The sequence below is a fragment of the Flavobacterium noncentrifugens genome, assembly GCF_900100375.1.
In the GTDB taxonomy this organism is placed as follows: domain Bacteria; phylum Bacteroidota; class Bacteroidia; order Flavobacteriales; family Flavobacteriaceae; genus Flavobacterium; species Flavobacterium noncentrifugens.
In genome coordinates, this window is sequence record NZ_FNEZ01000002.1 from 642726 (window position 1) to 662929 (window position 20204).

Below are 20204 nucleotides of genomic sequence, written 5' to 3' on the forward strand. Positions count from 1 at the left end.
TTCCGTTTGTTAGCACCGGAAATTGGTTAAAATAATTGTTTTTAATAGTAAATGATCCGAAAGCAGGGATGCAAACATAAAATTATATTTAGTTTCTTTATGTGTTTGACTATTATTTTATTAACAATATTGCCGGAATCACCCTACAATAATAATATAAAATAAAATGCCAATTTTACGCGATGTATATTCGTTGGAGTTTATACTATAATCGGTGGTCTGAAGTACAAATTCGTTTTAAGACATATTGAAACAGTTTCTTCAATGTAGCTGCCTCTACACGCACTCATTATTTTGATTTAAATGTTTTATTGTTGTCTGTAACATCTTCTCCAATACAGAAATGTTGATATCGAACAACTTGTTACATAGATACAAGCTTTACAAATTTTGTATTTCCCGAAATTAGTTTGATAAGTTCCTGAAGGGAAATATTTTTTACGGAAACTTTATACGAAGAAGTACCAATGGCATATTGAAATTTTGAACGTGAAAGGCCGAAGCGGCATTTTATTTCATCCGGCGAACAACGCGCTGGCGGAATTGAATGGCTGCATTGCTCCTGTAACAAAGATTTCAGGTGCGGGTTTGGGGCTTATGTCGAGAAAGGCTTGTGCGGCTTTGAAAACTTTGGTTTATAAAGCTTTGACACAAAATGAAAAAGTAGTTTTAATTATCCAATCTTAAATTTATCGTTATGAATATCATAAACAGGGCGCAAGCGCCAACACCAAAATTTTTTAAAGTTCTTCGTACCATCGGAATTGTAATGCTGGCCATTAGTGGCAGCGTACTTACGGCACCAGTTGCATTGCCTGCCGCTGTGATTAGTGTGGCCGGATATGTTGCAGTTGCCGGAGGCGTTTTATCGGCAGTAAGCCAGGTTACTGTGGAAGATGCTACAAAATCGTTTCAGGAAACTGAAAATAATGCGCGCGATGGAAACTAACATTTCCCTGAAAGCGGGAACCGCTGCCGGAACACTGTTAAGCATTTTGCCGAATTTGCATTCGGAGGATTTTGCCAAGACAATCATATTGGCCATTTTGGGAGCAATTGTAAGTTTTACTGCAACTTTGTTTTTAAAAATGTTTACGAAAGTTAAAAAGAAATAATCCGGCTTTGATTGGTAACCTTACCGGATTAAGCGAAGAAAGCCCGCTTTTATAGCAGGCTTTCTTATTTTAGGTCGTTTCCAAAATCACTTACTAATCCGATAAAATATTAAATAGATTTTTAGGGATATCTATAGCCTATGGATTTTAAAAACAATCAAGTATTTATTTGGAAAATATTTGCTATATAATAACAGACTTTTGAACTTTATCCATAAAAATTCCATTAATTAACGTCCATAGAAGTACAGAAAAAGCTAATTCAAATCCACTTCCATGTAAAACCAACATTGGCAAAAAACTGAATCCACTGATTACACTTATCAAAAAAACATTTTTATAGTGTATGTCCAATTTTAAAAGATACTTCGTAGGTATTAGATAAGCAAAAGAACCAACACCGCCAGCAATAGCCATTCCGATAAATTTACTTCCGGAAACATAGATTAATACACATGCGTAGTACGTTACCATCGAGCATAGTATATGTAAAAAAATCTTTCCCATATTCGTTCCAACTTTTCCGTATTTCGTAGTTGAAAGTGGAAATGTTAATCCTGGCAATATCATCATCATCAGAACATACATATGTCTATATTGATGTGTATAATTCCTACTTAAAATAATCAGGAAATAAATCAATCCAAATATTATCGAATTTATAATAATGTTTATTTTCATGTCATGTTTTGTAGTTACAAATCTCTTATGTGTAATTCTTTATTAACAAAACTGGTAAATAAATTCGAGTGCTTGCTATTACTGTAACGATCATATTGCTTCAACTTAGCAATCTTCTGTTTAACAACCAAAGCCTAATACAAATCAAAATCCTCAAACTTCAATAAACCATTAGATCGAAAATCATATAAATTTCCTTTTTGACTATTAATTTCCCCTTCAATGTCAAAGCCTTTTTTTGTAATTAAGTCTTTTACATACAATCCAATTTCAGTAATGTCATTACCACTAGGATCCGCTTCCGCCAAATATGATGTGTAAAGTATATATCTGTAATTTTTATTTTCAAACATTACATTGCAGATAGCCATGCCGTTGTTTTCTTTGCCGCCATGGCGCTCAACGCCGTTAAATTTAAACTTTTCCCAACTTTCTTTATCTTTTTTTGGAAACTCTAATTCAATTTTTTCCTTTGTACCGTATCTGTAAACTATATATTCGTCATCTTTATCTTTTGACAGGGAGACAATTTTACCCTTTTTAGTTGTAAAGCTAAAAATGCTGATTTCGTTATCAAGCATTAAATTCTGGGCTGAAACTGTTAAAGTGGCCAGCAATAAAAGGATGGTAATATATTTTTGCATAATGTCGCGGATCTTAATATAATAATTGCTAAGTTATGCAAAAACAGTAAGCCAAGTTATTGTGGAAGATATGGCAAATTATTCCAGGAACCGAAAATTAATGCGCGTAATGGAAACTAATATTTCTCTGAAGGCGGGAACTACTGGCGAAACTTTGTTGAGCATCTTGCCGAATTTGCATTCGGAGGGTTTGCTAAGACAATCATACTGGCGGTTTTCGGAGCAATTGTAAGCTTACTGCTACTTTGCTTTTAAAGGTGCTTATTAAAGTTAAAAATAAATAGTCCGTTTTTGATTGGAAACCTTTTCGGATTATATAAAAGAAGCCCGCTTCATTTGAAGTAGGCTTCGATTTTATAAACCCGCTGTTACCTGCTGGCACTTTATCTAAATCTTTCATCTCTTATATAACCATTATCCTTTAACTCCTGTTTAAATTTTGCTTCAGATTCAAAAGATTCGACTGCATTTTTTAATTTTTCTTTCATAGTATCAACAACTTGATAGTCAATTGCATCTTGATAAAGTTTTTTTAAATTATCCAGTAGTTTTAAATAAATGTCCTTTTTTTCTTCGCCGTCACTATCTTTGATTTTTTTAGAAATGTCTATTAATTTTTCGATGCCTTTTTCAACTAGTTCATAATTCTTTTTCTCTTGAAGAATCATTGCTATCTCTATGCATATTTGATTGATAGCTATTGCATTAAGTTTATTAACTGCAAATAATAAATCTAAAATATTTAATGATCCTAAAAATGGAATCTTACAATCAATTTTTTGATAGTAAGTCGCTGAATGTTTAAAAGGAAAGTTGAGATAAGTAATTCGCTTTACCTCGGATAACTCAATATAATCCTGAAACGTATTTTCTTTGTAATTATGAACAATATTCAGCAACAAGCATTTTGTACTATTTGTTGTATTCAGTTCTAATATTTTCAATTCTACACAATAATAAGTATTAAAAATTTCAGTAAAAAGATGCACTTTTTTGCTAGAAATTAGAATTTCTGCGAATTTACTCAGAACACCAAGTGGCTCTGTAACTATTTCTGATTTTGTAATGACGTCAATCCGGTTTGATGTTATATAATTTATATTTTCAGGATAAAGCTTTACAATTGCATTTGTGATAAATGAATTGTAACCTGAAAGAATTTCCTTTGCCACTTCATCTTCGTTAAACTGTATAGCTTTTTTAAAAAATTTTTCTAGTGTGAAATTTAAATTCCAAAATTTATATTTTTTTCCAATTAACAGAAAATTAAAATCTTCATCTTCAATATTATTAATAACGATATATTCAAGTTTCAACTGCGCGTACACAATTGATGTCGCTAAGTTTTCATTTTTTTCTTTAACTGATAAGTGATAGTAATTGGAAAGGAGGTCGTCAAATTTGTTATAAATTCTTTGAAAATCGATGTAACCTTTTTTTTTAGTTTTATTCTTAATATTAGTTTCAAAAAAACTGTTGATATTGTCTGTGATTAATTCTAAAGTATAATTGTCATAATCTTTGATTGCGGCTAACCCGATTTCATTTAAAATATTAATAGGATCTTTTTGATAAAAAGTTTGAACCTGATTTTCCATCTTCGCGACAAATTCATTAATTACCCAATCTTCATTCAATTTTTCAAATAATCTTAAAATATGTTTTCTATTTTGAGAACTTCGCAGTAAATAAATTAGACATGGAAAAATCGAAAATGAACTTGTTATAGAAAGCGTAATTGAGAAAATAAATAAAAAGTTAGTGTAACTATTACCAACTCTAACCTCATTGATGAAAGAAACTGAATATATTAGCAAAGCTACCGTTGAAGTTAATAGCGTGAAACAAATTTTAGCGCTTCTACTTTTGAAAAAATCCAAAAAAGCATAACGCCCAAAATATTTATAAAAGATATTAAAAGATAATATTATAAACGAAAATGAAATACCTATAAAGATACTTACTGTTCTTAAAATAGATTCAAGTATAAAACTTTGGCTTTTTAAAACAGGGATTACTAATATGAATTCTTGTGGTAAAAACAATGCTAAACCAATAACAAATACAAAAATTAAGAGAAAAAAAACTTTCCAATCAAAAAAAATATAATCTAAAGGCTTTTCTCTATTGAGTTTTTCCATATAGTAAGCATAAAATTTCTTTTTGAAAAGATCTTCAATTTCCATAATAACAAGGTTTATGCGCAATTTAATTACGCTTGCAGGGAACTATTTATAAGCGAACACAATATCGCTTACACGAATATACACATCTATTCGCAGACAATATTTACAAACCACTATATTCAACTAGCAACCGCTTCAGAAAACAAAAAAAGACCGCAACGCAGTCTTTAAAAATGGGCAAAGGTAATATTGGTTGGTTATTTTTTGTTTTTTTCGGCTTCAAGTAATCGCTCATAAAGTTTTTTATTTTCTTCGTAAGCATCAACTAGTTTGTCTAAAGGGTTGAATGTGCAATGGTGTCCGAAATTTACCTGACTGTTTTTCGTATCATTAAAACTATTAAAATAATTTATCACTCCTTCTTCTGAGAAGTTTTTTATTGCCTCAACGCTAACACCAAGTGCTTTTGCCACCTCCTCTAGTTTTTCTTCATCAATTGTCTCACTGTTTTCCATCATAGAAATTGCCTGTTGATTTGTGCCCAGCGCTACTGCCAAAGCTTCCTGTTTCATATCTTTTAATTCGCGAATGCGACTGATTTTTCGGCCTATATGGTTTTTGGATGGAGTGTTCATAATTCAAAAGTATTAATTGTGGTTGAAACGCAGTAAATGTAAAAAACATAAATGAAAATGTAGGATACAGATGGAAATGATTCGGTACATGAACCGGTCTTTTTTACTTGCAGCCTTTAACAAAAATACAATTTTTCAAATATGTTTTACTTTAAAATTACAAATTATGGATTTTACTTTGAGAATTCCAAATGACTTGCCGCAGCGGCAGACGTTGGAGCAGGCCATTAAGATTTTACTGACTTATGTTGATGTAGGATCGGTTTACGTTTCCCGTGGCCATGAGAACGGTATCCCTATCATGGTCACCTTTATACTGAAAAAGAATTGCGGACAAAGCGGCGATGCGGTAGCGCGACTTTCACAGAAAGTAACGCGGGCTTATCCTGATTTTACCTTTCATTTCTTTAATGCTACGGTAGCTTCGCAAGAATTTAAAGAGGGCAGGCCGTATTTTTACCGGCATTGTACTTTGTTAGAGTTGGTATATCACGAGCCTGGCAGTAAAGTGTATTATCCTACTTTTTTCAATGCAAATAAGGTGATTAAGAAGGCTTTTGAGTATACCGGAGATAAAAGCATTGCTAAAGACTACGTCATAAAAGCTGATGTCTATATCACTATGGACGATAATCTTGCCGCCGCCAATTATCTCCATAGTGCGTTATGGTATTTGTATTCGTGTGTCTGCGAAATGACATTGCCTGAAGGGGAAGGCCAGGAAAGTTTGTTGCAACATTATGAACTAGCAGTTGGTGTTGCTCCATCACTCAAGGCATTCCTTGATAAGCAAGATCCGGATGATAATCAAATCCTCGAAACATTATGCACAGCCGAGCGTTGCTCCAAAGGAAATTATAATATGGCTGCTATTCCGGTCTCCCTTCTTGAAAAAGCGAAAAGCAAAATCCGATCCATTAAGTGGGAAGCTAGCAAGATTATCAAAAATTATTCAAAGACAATCAAGGCGAAAGCTGATTACATGAACAACCAATTGTTCCTTGGCAAAGCATTTACAGCAGGCCACCTGCAACTCAATTATATCATGGCGCAGGTGCTGGCAGAAATATGCGGCATCATTGCCGAATTGCTACCAACGCGTGCCATTTACTGTTTTGGATATACTACTTGCCCTATAAATGAAGAGGGCAAAAAAAGCGGATTCACGAAAGACTTTCCGGGCTATCATTTTTATGTATTGGTACACTCCAGGGAAAACCGCGAAGATATAACGGCTTTAATCCAGGCTGCGGTAAGAGACCGATTTGAAGGCAAACATCGGGTGACTATCCTTATCCACCGGATAAAAAATATTCGGAAGCAAAGCCATAACCAAATGTATTTCTTTGAAAATGTAGTAAACAGAGGCTTGCTTGTTTACAACGACACGCAGCTACCGGTAAATTTCATACCTGAAGGATTGACCAAGGATCATGACCATTCCAAAACTTTTTGGCAGAATCGTATCATGGCGGCGACGCAACTGTTGGATTCCGCTGCTGAATTAACCACAAATGACCAGGCACTTTTAAAGAACACTTTATTACACCAGGCCACGGAGCAGGTTGCGTTAGGGATTATTGAATTGTTTTTGGGCTACCATCCCGCAACACATTCCCTTGCTTGTTTGTTATCGCTTGTTGCATTTACGCAGGAAATTGAAATTCCGTTTGGTAATACGACCGAGCAGGAGCAACGGCTTTACCAACTGCTTACCGCGCATGTTGGTGCATTGCGCCACTACGACCTGAAGCTTTACCATATCGCCGACAGCAATGTGCTTTTCGTCCAATGCCAGACTTTTCTTGAAGATGCCAGGCGAATTGGCAACACAGCAATCAAACTTTTAGAATCAACAAATATTCAACTTACTCAATTATCATAGCCATGGAACATACAATCAAAATACCTGAAAACCATCCGGAGCATGCACTTTTATTAAAAACGGTAACTACCTTACTGGAATTTCTTCCATTGCATTCGGTTTACGTTTCGACAAACAGTGATTTAACAGATAAAACTATTGTTACCCTGTTTCTTTCGGAATACTGTGAAGAGGAGTCCAATACCATTTCTCCTTTGGTTGCGAGAGTGTTCGAACCCCTGCCAAACTTTTCGTTTACGCTTTTTGAATATTGGTGGGCAGAATGTCTTTGGAAAGAAGGCAGTCCGTTTTTTATGCGCCACGCTACAGCGGACGAACTTGTGTATTGTTCGGATCCTGACAACAGGATTTTTAGTACTAAAGATCCCGACATCAAAAAGCGGCTCAGGAAAGCCACCGTATTTTACGACAACCAACATGTGGAAGCCTCCGGGTTTTTACGGCATGTCACCTTTTACAGCCGTTACGGAAAGCTTGCCGAAGCTGCGTTCCATCTGCACCAAACATTGCAGGCTACATATTTTATCGTGTCATGGCTGACGACCGGTGATACTTTTACAAATGAAAGTCTGATGGAACAACAGCGGCACGTCGCGGATTTTGCACCGTACTTTGGAAAACTGTTTGATCCTGAAAATGCGGAAGAATGGGAGGCGTTGATACAGCTGGACAATTCGTGTAAAGTGGTCCGTTATGACCACACGCATGAGTTTACGGTGGAAGCAATTGTACTTGCAACAGAAAAAACTGAACTGATGAGAAAGGAGGCTTATAAATTGTTTAAGGAAATTATTGCGAAGTGTAAGGCAAAAGGCAATGACGAAGCTAAAGTGATATTGGATGCGCCAGACAGCAATGCGGAAACGACAACAGATGAGCCCGATCGTATTGACCTTAATCCCGACGTCCAAAAATTCGCTGATGATTTGACAAGAATTGCATATTTCAGAACCCTGATGCCACACAATTGGAAGCCGGGAATTTTTCAGGCGAGACTGGAATTTTACAGCTATTCTAATTTGGGCTATGTAATCGGCGACCTTATGAAAATTGCCATGCACACGATTTATAATGATGGCTCACAGAATTCAGGTGAAGTAATAGATCCGAGCAGCCATGTTGCAAGCTTGCTGGAAGTTATCGATCAGTTGTTGCCGCTAAGTGAATTTGAAATGCTGGATGGCTGCCATGAATTGTATTTGAAGCTTGAGGCGGAGAAAAAGACTAAAGAATCAGATTGTCAATAGCAATCAATAGAATTTGCGTGGCATGAAACTGGATAAATTCGCCGGTTAAATAAAACCCGCCTTTTTTGTAAACAATCGTCAATAATCCTATTGGGCTAAAACAAAACAAATCAATTTAATATCAATAACAACATAAATTTTTTGGCGTCAGTCATTACTCTAAGTTAATAAAATTTAATTATTTTCCACTTTTAGTAACTCAGAGTAATTTTTTTTATATATTTGTACCAGTTCTTTGAAATTGTTTCGAGTCTGATATGAGTGAAGTATCCTTATAGCTTAATTTTTTTAAGCAACCCGTATGGGTGAAGTAACGACAACAGCTGTACAGTATCACCGCGCGACCGCCCTCAAAGCGTGAACCGCCATCGATTCAGAAGGACGCCTCGTGCGAACGTCTGAGGAGAAGCCTGCATTTGAGCAAGTAGTGAAGTAGCCGGAAATAAGCGATTAAACGCTTTCCGATGCCGAAATGCCTACAATGAAGCAAGGCTGATGATCTGTTATAAAGCGATTTACATTTAAGCCGCATTTTGAAGTATTTCAATTTGACCAAATCGCATTAAAGTTTAAGTCATTGTTCCAAAGTTTTTAATAGGAGCAGAATTTTTAAGGTTGTGAATAGAGAACATTGTCTACGCACAGAGTATCAGGCGTTTTTCCGGCATGAGCAGGAACGGAATAGTCCGTTCTGATAACTCAAAAAAAAATACAATTATGTCGAGATTAAAAAGAAATCGAAACATTGATGACCTCGTGAACGCGATCGAGGCCGTCAAATCAAAGTGCCAGTGTTCTCTTTCGGAACAAGACTTAACAGTTTTAAATGATGCTATAGCAAGGCTGCGGCCGCTGAAAAGTAGGAAGGGGTTAACAGACAAACATCTCAAACAAGAGGTTGAAAAAATTGTCGAAGTAATTCTAGTTTATTTTCTACCCACGCGAAACCAAAGTTCCATTTAGATTCCGACACACCTTATTTATTTTTTATATCATGGATTTAGGCACAGTCATAAAAAACATTAGAAAAGATCGGCAGCATACTCAATCTGAGCTCGCTGCTCTATGCGATATAACTCAAACTTATTTATCACAGATCGAATCTAACAAAAAAGAACCCAATCTCTCTACCTTGAAGGAGATCAGTAGACAGTTGAATATCCCGTTGCCGGTGATGTTTTACATGTCGATAAATGAACAAGACGTTTCTCCCGAGAAAAGAGAAGCGTTCAATTTAATAAATTCACCACTTAAAAATTTGATCGGTGACGTCTTCGGATTATAAGAAAAATCAATTCAAAAGGGTTGCAGCTCTCATAAATATGTCCGTTGATCGGGTTGCATTCATCATAGGAAATATTGAAGATTTTTACCGTGAAAAAAGTGAAAAAAAGATCGATAAAAAAACCGGTGATTTTAAATGTTATAAAGACGGTACACTAAAAATACGCACCATCCACCCGTCACAAGGTGAATTGAAACTGGCACAGCAAAGGTTAAAAAACCGATTTTTTGCGGGAATTCCATTGCCGCATAATGTTCATGGAGGTATACGAAAAAAAAGCAATATAACAAATTCTAAAACTCACCAAGGCAATAAATATATTTTGGCTACCGACCTACAAGAGTTTTACCCTTCGATTTCTTCAAAAATGGTTTACGATTGTCTTTTGTCGCTTGGAAATAACAGTCACGTTGCAAGTCAAATTACTAAGTTAGTTACCTATAGGCATAAAGTTCCACAAGGTGCGCCGACAAGTACGCATGTTTCAAATGTTGTATTTCTAAAAACAGATCTGCTTTTAATCGACTTTTGCAAAAAGCACGGAATTACTTATACGCGTTATGTTGATGATCTTACATTTTCTTCGCAGCAGGACTTCAGACATTTAATTGCACAAATTCTAGGCATAGTACTTTCAGGCGGTTTTAAATTAAGCTTTCGCAAAACTCTATACTCAAACGAACAGACAATTACAGGGATTGAAGTGTTTTTGAATAAAATCGATGCCCCGTTAAAAATTATAGAGCGTGCCTTGACGGAAATAGATATGCCAATCAAACCAGTTACTAATTATTTGGAAAGCATTAGAAGGACTAATAATAAGATCTGGAGATAAATCAAATCCTCAGCAAACTCATGTTCCGGTTTTTCTTCGCGTAGAAAAAGGGATTATTACATGATCCCAAAAAGGGAGTTCTGCAAAGAAAAACCAACCCTTTGGCAGCGCTTGTGTTTTTTTTTTCGGCCGCTTAGGAAAGTGCGCTATCGACGTCTTCGTAAAAAAAAACCGAAACGTGAGTTTCGGTTTTTTTTCCGCGTAGAAAGAGGCTGCACTGACCTTATTTTGACCCCAGCTATTACTGGTAATTTTAGCATTTTTTTAAACTTGGTACAGCCATAGGTGCAGTGCAAATTTAAATCTCAAATTTTCTGTAAAAGTATAAATTTCCGTCAAAAAAGCCCAATGAATTTATTGACTTTTTATGTGGTTTTATGGTTAATATATTAATTAGCAATAGTGTATGTAAATTTTTAATTTAGCAGGATCAATTAACTTTCTAAAAATGAACCAACCGCAACAGTTTAGCCTCGAAATACCATTTGAGGCAAGTTTTAAATTAGACGAACCGCTTTATTATTTTAAAGATTCTAAAGATTGCGGCAGCTTTCGCCAAGTAGCCCTTAAAGCTGGATCGCATAATTTAACATTAACACATAAGAAAGATTCTGTTTATCTGGTACTTGATGTTGAAGGAAATTCCTTTACAGCTTCGGTTACTTTTAAACAAGGGATTTATAAATTTAGTGGCTTAGCCGAGCATTCTATTGAATATTCGAAACAAGATTTTAATTTATATAGGAATGGAACAAATGGTTATTCTTTAAGACCTGCTCAGTCTGGAGCTTTGTATTCTCTATTGTCCCATTGGTCTTTAAGTTATGATGCATGCACTATCGTACTTCCAACTGGGACTGGAAAGACGGAAACCATGTTGGTAGCGGTATTAGCGGATAATGCGCAAAGGGTATTGGTAGTCGTTCCGACAAAGGATTTAAAAAGGCAGTTGTCTCAAAAATTTGAAACTTGGGGTATGCTGCGACAACTAGGAGTAATAAGCGGCGCTACTTCAAACCCCAAAGTGCTTATATTGGATAAAATTATTTCCAGTCCTAGGGATATATTAGATATACAATCAGCAGAAATAATTGTCACTACTCCGGGCTTAATTGCGAGGGCAAGTTTCTCACTACTGGAAGCATTGAAAGGTACTTTTTCCCATATTTTCTTTGATGAGGCACATCATGTTGCAGCGACGGGCTGGGAAAGAATAAAGACACAATTTGGAGATTCAAAAATTGTGCAATTTACGGCAACTCCATTTAGAAATGACAAGAAGCCAATAGAAGGCAAAATTCTCTATAATTATTCTCTAGCAAGAGCATTAAAGGACAATTGTTTTTCAAAAATTTCTTTGATATCGGTTGATGAAAGACATCCTAAAAGAAAAGATAAAGCAATCGCTGACGCTGCGATACAAAAACTTAGAGAAGACAGGTCAAATGGATGGACCAGGCATAAGGTTATGGTCAGGACTGAAAAGAGCAAACATGCGGAAGAACTATATAAGAGCTATAAAGAATGGTTTCCTGATGAGAGAATTGTTGTAGTTCACAATGAAACGAAAGCGCAGGCAAAGATTGTTGAAGAAATAAAAAGAGGCCTATATGATATTGTCATATGTGTTGATATGCTTAAAGAGGGTTTTGACTATCCTGATTTTAAAATTGCAGCTGTACACAAGCTTCATAAATCTTTGGCTGTCCTGCTCCAGTTTATTGGGCGATTTACCAGGACGCAGGAAGGTTTGGGAGATGCCTCATTTGTTGTAAATTTTGCAGATGAAAACTTATCTGTGGAATTGGAGAATTTATTGCAGGAAGGTTCTGGATGGGAAGAAGTTATCAGTGAAATAGCAGATGCCAGAAAGGCAGACGCGGAATCTTTGTTATCTTTTTTACAGGGTTGCAAACCTTTTTCAGGTTTTGATTCTCCTGATACAAAGTTAAACCCGAAGCTTGTTTATCCTGCCTTAAGTTGTATGTGCTACAGAGCAGCGAAGGTTGATTGGAATAATTTTAAATTTGCATTCAATCTTTCTAAATACGCTATTGCTCAGCCATATTATAACCCTGATGAAAACGTTTTTTATTTTACCACTCAGAAAAGAGAGAAGGTAAAATGGGCCAGAACAGATAAGCTGCGTGATCAGACTTGGAATTTAGTAGTAATACATTTTGATGCTGTGTCGCAATTGCTTTATATCGGATTTTCAGAAAAAACGCTGGAAATAGATAAATTAGTAGAATGCCTCACCGGATCCAAGCCAGATCGCGTGTCGGGAGATCCTGTTTTCAGAGCATTTGACTCGATAAATCGACTAAGTATAGTGCATGCAGGGATTTTTAAGCCAGCTAGTCATTTGCATCGTTATTCAAGATTAAGCGGTTCAGATGTTACCACAGAACTAAGCAGGTGGAAAAGCGGAACAAGATGCCAGAAATCCGATTTTGTAGGAGTGGGGTTTAGAGATGGTTTTCCTGTAAGTGTTGGCGCCTCGGTTAAAGGGAAAATTTGGAGCCCGGCAAGAGTTGGTGATTTAAAGCAATGGAAATCATGGTGTATTCAGATAGGTAAACTTATTACTGATGATTCGATAGATTCGAATAAGTTACTGGAAGATTCTGCTGAAAAGACTGAGTTGAAGCTTTATCCTGACAACCTAATTGTAATGGCTTGTGATTGGTCAGAGGAACTTTATGATAAAATACATAAAATTACAGTCAGTTCAGGTTCAGTTTCTTATCTGCTTAGCGAGGCATATATTAAGCTTTTAAGTGCTAAGGATGATAAGGCACATTTTGTTTTTTATCTTCAGAATGAGAAGATAGAATTTAGCATCAGGCTAGGAGGTGAAAGAGGGCATAGTATTGAGGGATTGGATAAGAGCCGTTTTTTTGTTGAAGGATTAAGAAGCGAGCCAATGGAGTTAAAAGAATTCTTTGAAAAGTATCCGCCCACGATGTTCCTATTAAATGGCGACACTATCGCGGGATGTATTTGGACTCAATATACCCAAGTTTCTGCTGTCAGGATTCCTGATGACAGAATTGAATCCCTAAGATGGGAAGAAGTCCAATACAGTACTGAGTCGATGTACAAAGGAAGCTTACAGCGTAAAAATTCTGTGCAGGAGTATATGATGAAAAGATTAGTTAGCCAAGGAGCAAAAGTAGTTTTTAATGATGATAATTCAGGGGAGTCAGCTGATGTAGTTGCAATATTTCATGATGCAGATACCATCAGATTTGAAATGGTGCATTGTAAATATTCAAAAAATACTGCCGGTTCCAGGCTTTCAGATTTATATGAAGTCTGCGGACAGGCTATTGTGTCCTTACGGTATAAATGGAAACCAGAAGAATTGTTAAAACATATGGAAAGGCGTGATAATACAGGCGTTTTAAAAGGAAGAAGATTTTATTATGGAACTAAAGATGATATTGAGAATATTAGAAAGGCGCTTCGATATAGCGAGGTAAAGTTTGAATTTGCAGTAGCGCAACCAGGTGTAAATATTAAACAATTAAACGATGAGATGACGGATTTCTTAAGTTCTGTATATTCAACGGTTGTTGACATGACAGAAACCAAATTGAAATGTTATTTTAATAGTAAATAGTTCATATTTATAATCATAAAAAAACACAGTAATTGCCCTGAAATCCGAAGTTCAATATATTAAACTTAAAGTAGATTCAGGAGTTTTTGGATCCGTATAAAACAAGAAAAATTCCTGTATCTACAGGGGCTTTTTATTCAGCGGAGAAAAAGGGATTATTTTCATTGATCCCAATGAGGGGAGTCCTGCAAAGAAAAACCAACCGCCTGTCGGCGCTTACGTTTTTTTGTTTTCTGTCCGCTTACGAAAGCGAGCTTTCGACGCAGTCATAAAACAAAAAAACCGAAACTCACGTTTCGGTTTTTCTTTGCGGAGAAAGAGGGATTCGAACCCCCGGACCTGTTACAGTCAACAGTTTTCAAGACTGCCGCAATCGACCACTCTGCCATTTCTCCAATAAGGTCGCGCTAATTGTTCTTAGCGGTTGCAAATATAGCAACCTTTTCCATTCTGCAAAAACTATTTGTCTAAAAAATCATTTTATTTTTTGAAAGAAATTTAACTGTTTCATATTCTATGCTTTAGCATTTGGAAAGCCGCACAGCAAATTTGGCATTGGGTATTCGTGAATAAACAACCTTAGAAATGGTACGATAACTTAAGTGAGTGCATAGTGAGTGCATAGTCCAAGCATAGTAAATGCATTAAAAACAAATTTTTTATGTATGTAATATGTATTTTATATTCATTTTTTTTGGTTAAAGTGTTTTTTATTTAGAAAATTATTTATAATTTTAGTCTGTAAATCAAAGCATTATGGCTAAAATTACTTCTTCAGGACAAATCAAAGGAACCGTAGGTCCGGTTTCATACCGTTCCATAAACGGACAGGCAATCGTGCAAAGCAGGCCCGGCACCATTAAACAATCCAAAGCGACAAAAGCCAGTGGTTTTGACTTTGGCCGTGCCAGCCGCACCTCAAAAGCAATCCGTACCGCCTTGTTTCCGGTGCTGCGTGATTTTGAGGATTCGGCTTTTTACAGGCGGTTTACAGGATTGGTTACGAAGGCAACGCTTGCAGCAAACAGCGGGATTTCAGGACGAAGAATTTTGAAGGATGGGGATTTATCTTTGTTGGCGAATACCGATTGCAACAATAGCAGCCCTTTTTCACGCTACTGCCTTGTTGAGGTGCACGGCGGAATCGAAAACCACCGCATGTCGCTTTCGCTTCCGGCATTCGACATCAAACAGCAGCTGGTGCAGTTGCCGAACGCCACACATGCCACATTGTGCTACCTGGTCGTTGCCATCAATCCTGAAACCTTGGCGGAAACGCATGCTGAAATGTTTGAGCTGCCATTGTCTTTCACAGCGGTTTCAACGGAGGCAGTTGCATGGCTTACAGGACCGCTGCCTGAAAACCAGCTGCTGGTCATTGCCTCTGCCATATTCTATTTCAGGAAAAACAAGCTTGCAGGCATGATCGGGCAAAACAGCAGGGATTTCCATCCTTGTGAAATTACTGCGGTTTTGCTTACATAAGATCGGCTGGAAATGTAGGGCAGGGCATAGGATTCCGGTCAATTGATGATTGATCAGATCAAAACAACCAAACGCTTTCCACTGTCAATATCTGCTTCCCAGGCGTTTTCAATTTCCGCCAGGCCAACAGTCACCGTTTCAATTTTTAATTTCCTGTCGGCGGCGAGCTGGAAGGCTTCGGGAAGTATTTCGGAGATCAGCAGCTTCATTTCTTCCGGTGTCCAGCTTCCCAACCCCGAACCTGAGATTTGGATGTCGGTCCCACGCAAAATAGAAGATGATAAAGTAATCGTATCACCCGTAATTCCGCCAACGGTAACATACCGCGTCCGGTTTGAAAATCCGCCGTTTCCTTTTAATGCTGACAGGATCAGTTCTGCACTATGTCCCCAAAGGTAATCGACTACAACGGCAATCGGATTTTGTTTGTGAACGGTTTTGATCTGTGAAACGAAAGCAGCATCCTCTTGACTCAGCGAAATAATGTCATCCGCGCCCAAGGGCAATAAAGCTTCCAATGCTTGTTGGTTTCTGCCCGTCACAATGATCTTTTTCGCACCATAATGCCTGGCAAGCTGTACGGCAATTTTTCCGGTAACGCCTGTGGCGCCATTTATCAAAACAGTTTCTCCTTTTTGCAGGTTTCCCCTGAACCGCAACGCCATAGCCGAACCCATTACTGCATTGGGCAGGGCTGCCGCAGTTGCATTGTCGAGATGTTCAGGCAGCCTTACGATCCGGTCTTTCCCAACAATTGCTTTCTCGGCAATCATGCCGCTGATACCGATTCCGTAAACCCGCGTCCCGTCTTCGAGCAGGCCAACACCGTCACCGCCAACAACTTTTGCCGTCCATGCTTCATTTTGGGTCGAATAATGTTTGCCGCTCGCGCGCATTTTGTCTAGGTTTTTTACGGCCGACGCTTTTACTGAAATCTGTAATTCGTTTTCGTTTTGCACCTGTGGTGCTGCAAAATCTGCATATTTTGGCATGTCACCGGGATGGAATACTACTGCTGCTTTCATGGTTTAAATTTTATACAAAGCTACGGTGCAGCAGAGCGGGCTTGCAATAACATTTGTTATCAAATTGGCTTACCGCTTTGTTTTGCAAGTTTGCTTTTTATCCTGCTGAGGTGCACAGTAGAAATTCCGAGATAAGAAGCAATGTAATGTTGCGGAACCCGCTTTACAATTTCCGGCCTTTCGGACATTAAATTAATATAGCGCTGTTGCGGACTGTCTTTGATCGACGAAAAGAAATATTTCATATAATCGAATGTCCGCTCAAAAATTTTGTCAATGAACACATTCCGGAGTTGTGGAATTTCGTTGATTTCCTCAATGATCCTGTCGAGATCGTTTTTATGGATCCACCACAATATGCTGGGTTCAATAGTCTCAATGGTAGTTTGGCTTGGAATGTCTTTCCTGAAACTTTCAATAGAACCGACCATTTCGTTCTCGAAGAAAAACTGCGAAGTGGCTTCTTTTCCGTTGTTGTTGAACCATACCCGGATGCATCCTTTTTCAATCAGGAACATCTTTTTTGAAATTTTGCCTTCTTCCAAAAGCACGGTTTTAGCTGGCACGGCAACACGGATGAAGCAACTTTTATAGTCGTTCCATTTCTCGTCTCCAATCTGGAATTTCTTTCTAAATTGTTCAAACATGATTTTACGGTATATTCAAATTGTTTTTCATTCCGATAAATCTAATTAATTAAACCGGAATTCGTTTAGGACTAAAAGACAAATGATTGAAAATGACAAAACCAGGAGGTTGTAAAAAAGCACATCAATGAAATACGTTCTGAATCTTATAAATCTGAACCCATAAATATTTAATACGGATACGAAACTCAAATTAAAGCAAACTATTTATTCATGTTCCGGGTTGTAAACCGGTTCCGGCCAAAAAGGATTGGCATTTGAGCTTTACGAGTGTTCCCTGGATAAGCCATAGATACGCCCTTATACTTTATGAAGAGCCATGAACAGGCTACCTGAAAATGGCGTGCGGCCAGCATAAAAAAAACCGGACGCTATGCCGGTTTATCCTGTAAAATTTAGTAATTCACGTATTCCGTGATCTCCAAACCGTATCCAATCATCCCGACCCTTTTGGTATGCTCTGAATTCGAAACGAGCCTGATCTTTGAAATGTCGATGTCGTGCAGGATCTGTGCGCCAATACCGAAATCTTTTGCATCCATTTTAATTTCCGGCGCTTTGTGTTGGCCTTGTGCCTGCAATGATTTAAGTTCAGATAGTCTGTTCAGCAAATTGCTTGAAGCTTCTTCCTGGTTGATAAACAAAATAGCGCCTTTGCCTTCTTCGTTGATCCTTTGAAACATCTGCTCCAATTTTTTATCGGGATTGTTGGTCAGCGTGCCGAGGATGTCATTGTTCACCTGTGTCGAGTTGACCCTTGTCAGGACTGGTTCACCTGCACTCCAGCTTCCTTTTGTTAAAGCAACGTGAACCTGTTTGTTCGTAGTCTGTAAGTAAGCGCGCAGGCGGAAAGTACCGAAACGCGTTTCTATGTCAAAATCTTCTTTTTTTACGATCAGGCTGTCGTGCTGCATTCTGTAAGCCACCAAATCTTCAATGGATACAATCTTGAGGTCGAATTTTTTAGCGACAACCATCAGTTCCGGCAATCTGGCCATCGAACCGTCTTCATTCAGGATTTCAACAAGGATTCCGGCCGGTTTAAAACCTGCAAGTCGCGCCAGGTCAATCGATGCTTCTGTGTGGCCGGTACGTCTTAAAACACCGCCCTGTTTGGCTTGCAGCGGAAAGATATGCCCAGGCCGCCCAAGATCTTCAGGCTTGGTATTCTCGTCGGTTAAAAATTGGATGGTTTTAGCACGGTCGTGGACAGAAATCCCGGTCGTACAACCGTGTCCGATCAAATCAACTGAAACTGTAAATTGGGTTTGGTGCAACACGGTATTGTTAGTCACCATTAAGTTGAGTTCAAGCTCTTTGCATCGGCTTTCCGTTAACGGCGCACAAATGAGTCCGCGGCCGTTGGTTGCCATAAAGTTGATCATTTCAGGTGTCACTTTTTCCGCAGCAGCGATAAAATCACCTTCGTTTTCACGGTCTTCGTCATCTACGACTATAATGATTTTTCCCTGGCGGATGTCTTCTATGGCTTCCTCTATGGTGTTGAGTTGTATGTTGTCAGTAATCATTGTTTTGTTTTTTTGGGAGGAAAAATTTTCTGAAATAATTTTTGGAAGGGCAGTAAAACCACATCCATATTTATCAATCCGATATCATTTGTAGCACGATACGTAAGCAGCAGCGCAAGTGGTGTCAGTATGAAAGATGACATCCAGGCACCAAGAAATGGCGGAATTCCGTTTTCCTGTGCTACTTTTCTTCCAAATGTATTGATAAAGTGGTAGATGATAAAGATCAATATTGCAAATACGATGGGAAGCCCAAGTCCGCCTTTTCGGATGATCGCCCCGAGCGGTGCGCCGATAAAAAACATCAGTACGCAGGCATACGCGATCACAAATTTTTCATACAGCGCGATCCAGTGGCTGTTGATGGTTTTTTGTTTGTTTTCCAATTCGAATTTTGATCCGTCGATTGAAAAATTAGAACTCGAAATATTGGCAGAAGCCATCTTCAGGATCTGCGCTTTTTCTTCAGGCGCAACATCGGAAAGCAATTCTTTTTTTGGATCCAGCTTTACATTTCCTTCGCTTTTAGACCTGATATTATTGATGCCGGTGCGTTGGTAAATATTGTCTGCAAACGAAACCACATCTTTGCGATAGCTTTTATTCAGGGAATCTAAAGTGTATTTTAGTTCTCTGACATTCAGCATGTTGTTGGTGTTTGAAATTTCCTGGTCGGCACCTTCAACATTATTTAATTTAGACAGATCAAGATTGATCGTGTAGTGTTTGAAAGAACTTTTCGCAAAAGGAAGCTTGTTGCGTTCTTCATATTTTTTAGGCACGACATCTTCATAGTAATAACCGTCGTTCAATACTAATTTTAAGATGTTCGATTTTTCGTTGCTTAAGAGTTCGCCAGTCTTGGCTTTGATGACGTTTTTAGTACCGTCGTAGAGATTCGTTTTTTTATGGATCGTGACGCCGGTAAGGAAATTTCCGTTTTCACCAGACTTTTTATTCACCTTAATATTGTAAATGCCCACATCGCTGAATTGTCCTTCGGCAATCGCCATCGCAGGTTTCATCTGGGCGATGTCTTTCCTGAAATTAATGAATTTGTATTCGGCAAACGGAATCACATTATTCGCAAAAAAGAAAGCGCAAACGCTTAAGATCAGAATGAAATAGGTGAGGCTTCGCATCGCGCGCTGCAGCGAAATTCCTGAAGATTTCATTGCGGCAAATTCATAATTCTCGGCTAAATTCCCAAAAGTCATGATCGAAGCGAGCAAGATCGAAAGCGGCAAAACCAGCGGAATGATCCGTGGCATGGCAAATAATAAAAATTTAAGGACCAAAATCAGGTCAAGGTCTTTTCCGGCAAGTTCCGAAATGAAAAGCCAAACCGTCTGTAAAATGAAGATAAAAAACAGGATTACAAATACCGATGCAAATGTCGATATAAAAGTTTTTAAAAGGTACTTGTCGAGGATTTTCACT

16 protein-coding genes, 1 tRNA gene and 1 pseudogene are annotated in these 20204 nt (G+C 37.9%); 9 read left to right on the forward strand and 9 right to left on the reverse strand.

The features are described from left to right. Positions 1 to 429 precede the first annotated feature (429 nt). The 3 genes and pseudogenes from BLS32_RS07535 to BLS32_RS18440 all read left to right on the forward strand — a co-directional run. Positions 430 to 687, forward strand: a pseudogene (locus BLS32_RS07535) (DUF5675 family protein); the annotation flags it as partial. 10 nt (positions 688 to 697) lie between these two features. After that, entirely contained in the window at positions 698 to 949 is a 252-nt protein-coding gene (locus tag BLS32_RS07540) for a hypothetical protein (protein WP_091393574.1), read from the forward strand. Beyond that, positions 939 to 1115 (forward strand): hypothetical protein, encoded by a 177-nt coding sequence (locus tag BLS32_RS18440; protein WP_091393577.1) that lies wholly within the window; start codon positions 939 to 941, stop codon positions 1113 to 1115. Before BLS32_RS07540 ends, BLS32_RS18440 begins: the two co-directional genes overlap by 11 nt. A gap of 183 nt (positions 1116 to 1298) precedes the next feature. Here the strand turns inward: BLS32_RS18440 and BLS32_RS07550 are convergent, their stop codons facing one another. From BLS32_RS07550 to BLS32_RS07570, 4 genes are all read right to left on the reverse strand, one after another. Then, the gene (locus tag BLS32_RS07550; RefSeq protein ID WP_091393579.1) at positions 1299 to 1796 is read right to left on the reverse strand and encodes a hypothetical protein; all 498 of its coding nucleotides are present in this window, start codon (positions 1794 to 1796) and stop codon (positions 1299 to 1301) included. A gap of 134 nt (positions 1797 to 1930) precedes the next feature. Beyond that, positions 1931 to 2440, reverse strand: coding sequence for a hypothetical protein (locus BLS32_RS07555; RefSeq protein ID WP_091393582.1), 510 nt, complete (start codon positions 2438 to 2440; stop codon positions 1931 to 1933). 383 nt (positions 2441 to 2823) lie between these two features. After that, positions 2824 to 4626 (reverse strand): hypothetical protein, encoded by a 1803-nt coding sequence (locus BLS32_RS07565; RefSeq protein WP_091393587.1) that lies wholly within the window; start codon positions 4624 to 4626, stop codon positions 2824 to 2826. 197 nt (positions 4627 to 4823) lie between these two features. Then, positions 4824 to 5201: a helix-turn-helix domain-containing protein gene (locus tag BLS32_RS07570; protein ID WP_091393590.1), complete on the reverse strand. Its 378-nt coding sequence runs from the start codon at positions 5199 to 5201 to the stop codon at positions 4824 to 4826. 166 nt (positions 5202 to 5367) lie between these two features. On the opposite strand from BLS32_RS07570, the gene BLS32_RS07575 reads away from it, so the two are divergent. From BLS32_RS07575 to BLS32_RS07600, 5 genes are all read left to right on the forward strand, one after another. Then, positions 5368 to 7086: a hypothetical protein gene (locus tag BLS32_RS07575; RefSeq protein ID WP_091393592.1), complete on the forward strand. Its 1719-nt coding sequence runs from the start codon at positions 5368 to 5370 to the stop codon at positions 7084 to 7086. Positions 7087 to 7088: 2 nt separating this feature from the next. After that, positions 7089 to 8333, forward strand: a complete 1245-nt coding sequence (locus tag BLS32_RS07580) for a hypothetical protein (protein WP_091393594.1) — start codon at positions 7089 to 7091, stop codon at positions 8331 to 8333. Positions 8334 to 9327: 994 nt separating this feature from the next. Then, a complete protein-coding gene (locus tag BLS32_RS18845) occupies positions 9328 to 9618 on the forward strand; it encodes a helix-turn-helix domain-containing protein (RefSeq protein ID WP_091393600.1) in 291 nt (96 codons plus the stop codon). Next, positions 9599 to 10453, forward strand: coding sequence for a reverse transcriptase family protein (locus BLS32_RS07595; RefSeq protein WP_139171710.1), 855 nt, complete (start codon positions 9599 to 9601; stop codon positions 10451 to 10453). The genes BLS32_RS18845 and BLS32_RS07595 overlap by 20 nt, the downstream gene beginning before the upstream one ends. 448 nt (positions 10454 to 10901) lie before the next feature. Continuing rightward, positions 10902 to 14078, forward strand: a complete 3177-nt coding sequence (locus tag BLS32_RS07600; protein ID WP_091393605.1) for a DEAD/DEAH box helicase — start codon at positions 10902 to 10904, stop codon at positions 14076 to 14078. Positions 14079 to 14388: 310 nt separating this feature from the next. Here BLS32_RS07600 and BLS32_RS07610 read toward each other — a convergent pair. Next, positions 14389 to 14473 (reverse strand) — tRNA-Ser (locus BLS32_RS07610). Between the two features lie 361 nt (positions 14474 to 14834). Between BLS32_RS07610 and BLS32_RS07615 the strand changes: the two genes are divergently transcribed. Next, complete coding sequence (locus BLS32_RS07615; RefSeq protein WP_091393608.1) at positions 14835 to 15563, forward strand: hypothetical protein; 729 nt, start codon at positions 14835 to 14837, stop codon at positions 15561 to 15563. A 53-nt stretch (positions 15564 to 15616) separates the two neighbouring features. Here the strand turns inward: BLS32_RS07615 and BLS32_RS07620 are convergent, their stop codons facing one another. The 4 genes from BLS32_RS07620 to BLS32_RS07635 all read right to left on the reverse strand — a co-directional run bounded on the left by BLS32_RS07620 (position 15617) and on the right by BLS32_RS07635 (position 20203). After that, on the reverse strand, positions 15617 to 16588 hold the full coding sequence (locus BLS32_RS07620; protein WP_091393611.1) for a quinone oxidoreductase family protein: 972 nt from the start codon (positions 16586 to 16588) through the stop codon (positions 15617 to 15619). Between the two features lie 59 nt (positions 16589 to 16647). Continuing rightward, on the reverse strand, positions 16648 to 17235 hold the full coding sequence (locus tag BLS32_RS07625; protein ID WP_091393612.1) for a Crp/Fnr family transcriptional regulator: 588 nt from the start codon (positions 17233 to 17235) through the stop codon (positions 16648 to 16650). Between the two features lie 395 nt (positions 17236 to 17630). Then, positions 17631 to 18764, reverse strand: coding sequence for a 3,4-dihydroxy-2-butanone-4-phosphate synthase (gene ribB / locus BLS32_RS07630; RefSeq protein WP_091393615.1), 1134 nt, complete (start codon positions 18762 to 18764; stop codon positions 17631 to 17633). Then, positions 18761 to 20203: an LptF/LptG family permease gene (locus tag BLS32_RS07635; protein ID WP_091393618.1), complete on the reverse strand. Its 1443-nt coding sequence runs from the start codon at positions 20201 to 20203 to the stop codon at positions 18761 to 18763. Before BLS32_RS07635 ends, ribB begins: the two co-directional genes overlap by 4 nt. Position 20204 lies beyond the last annotated feature (1 nt).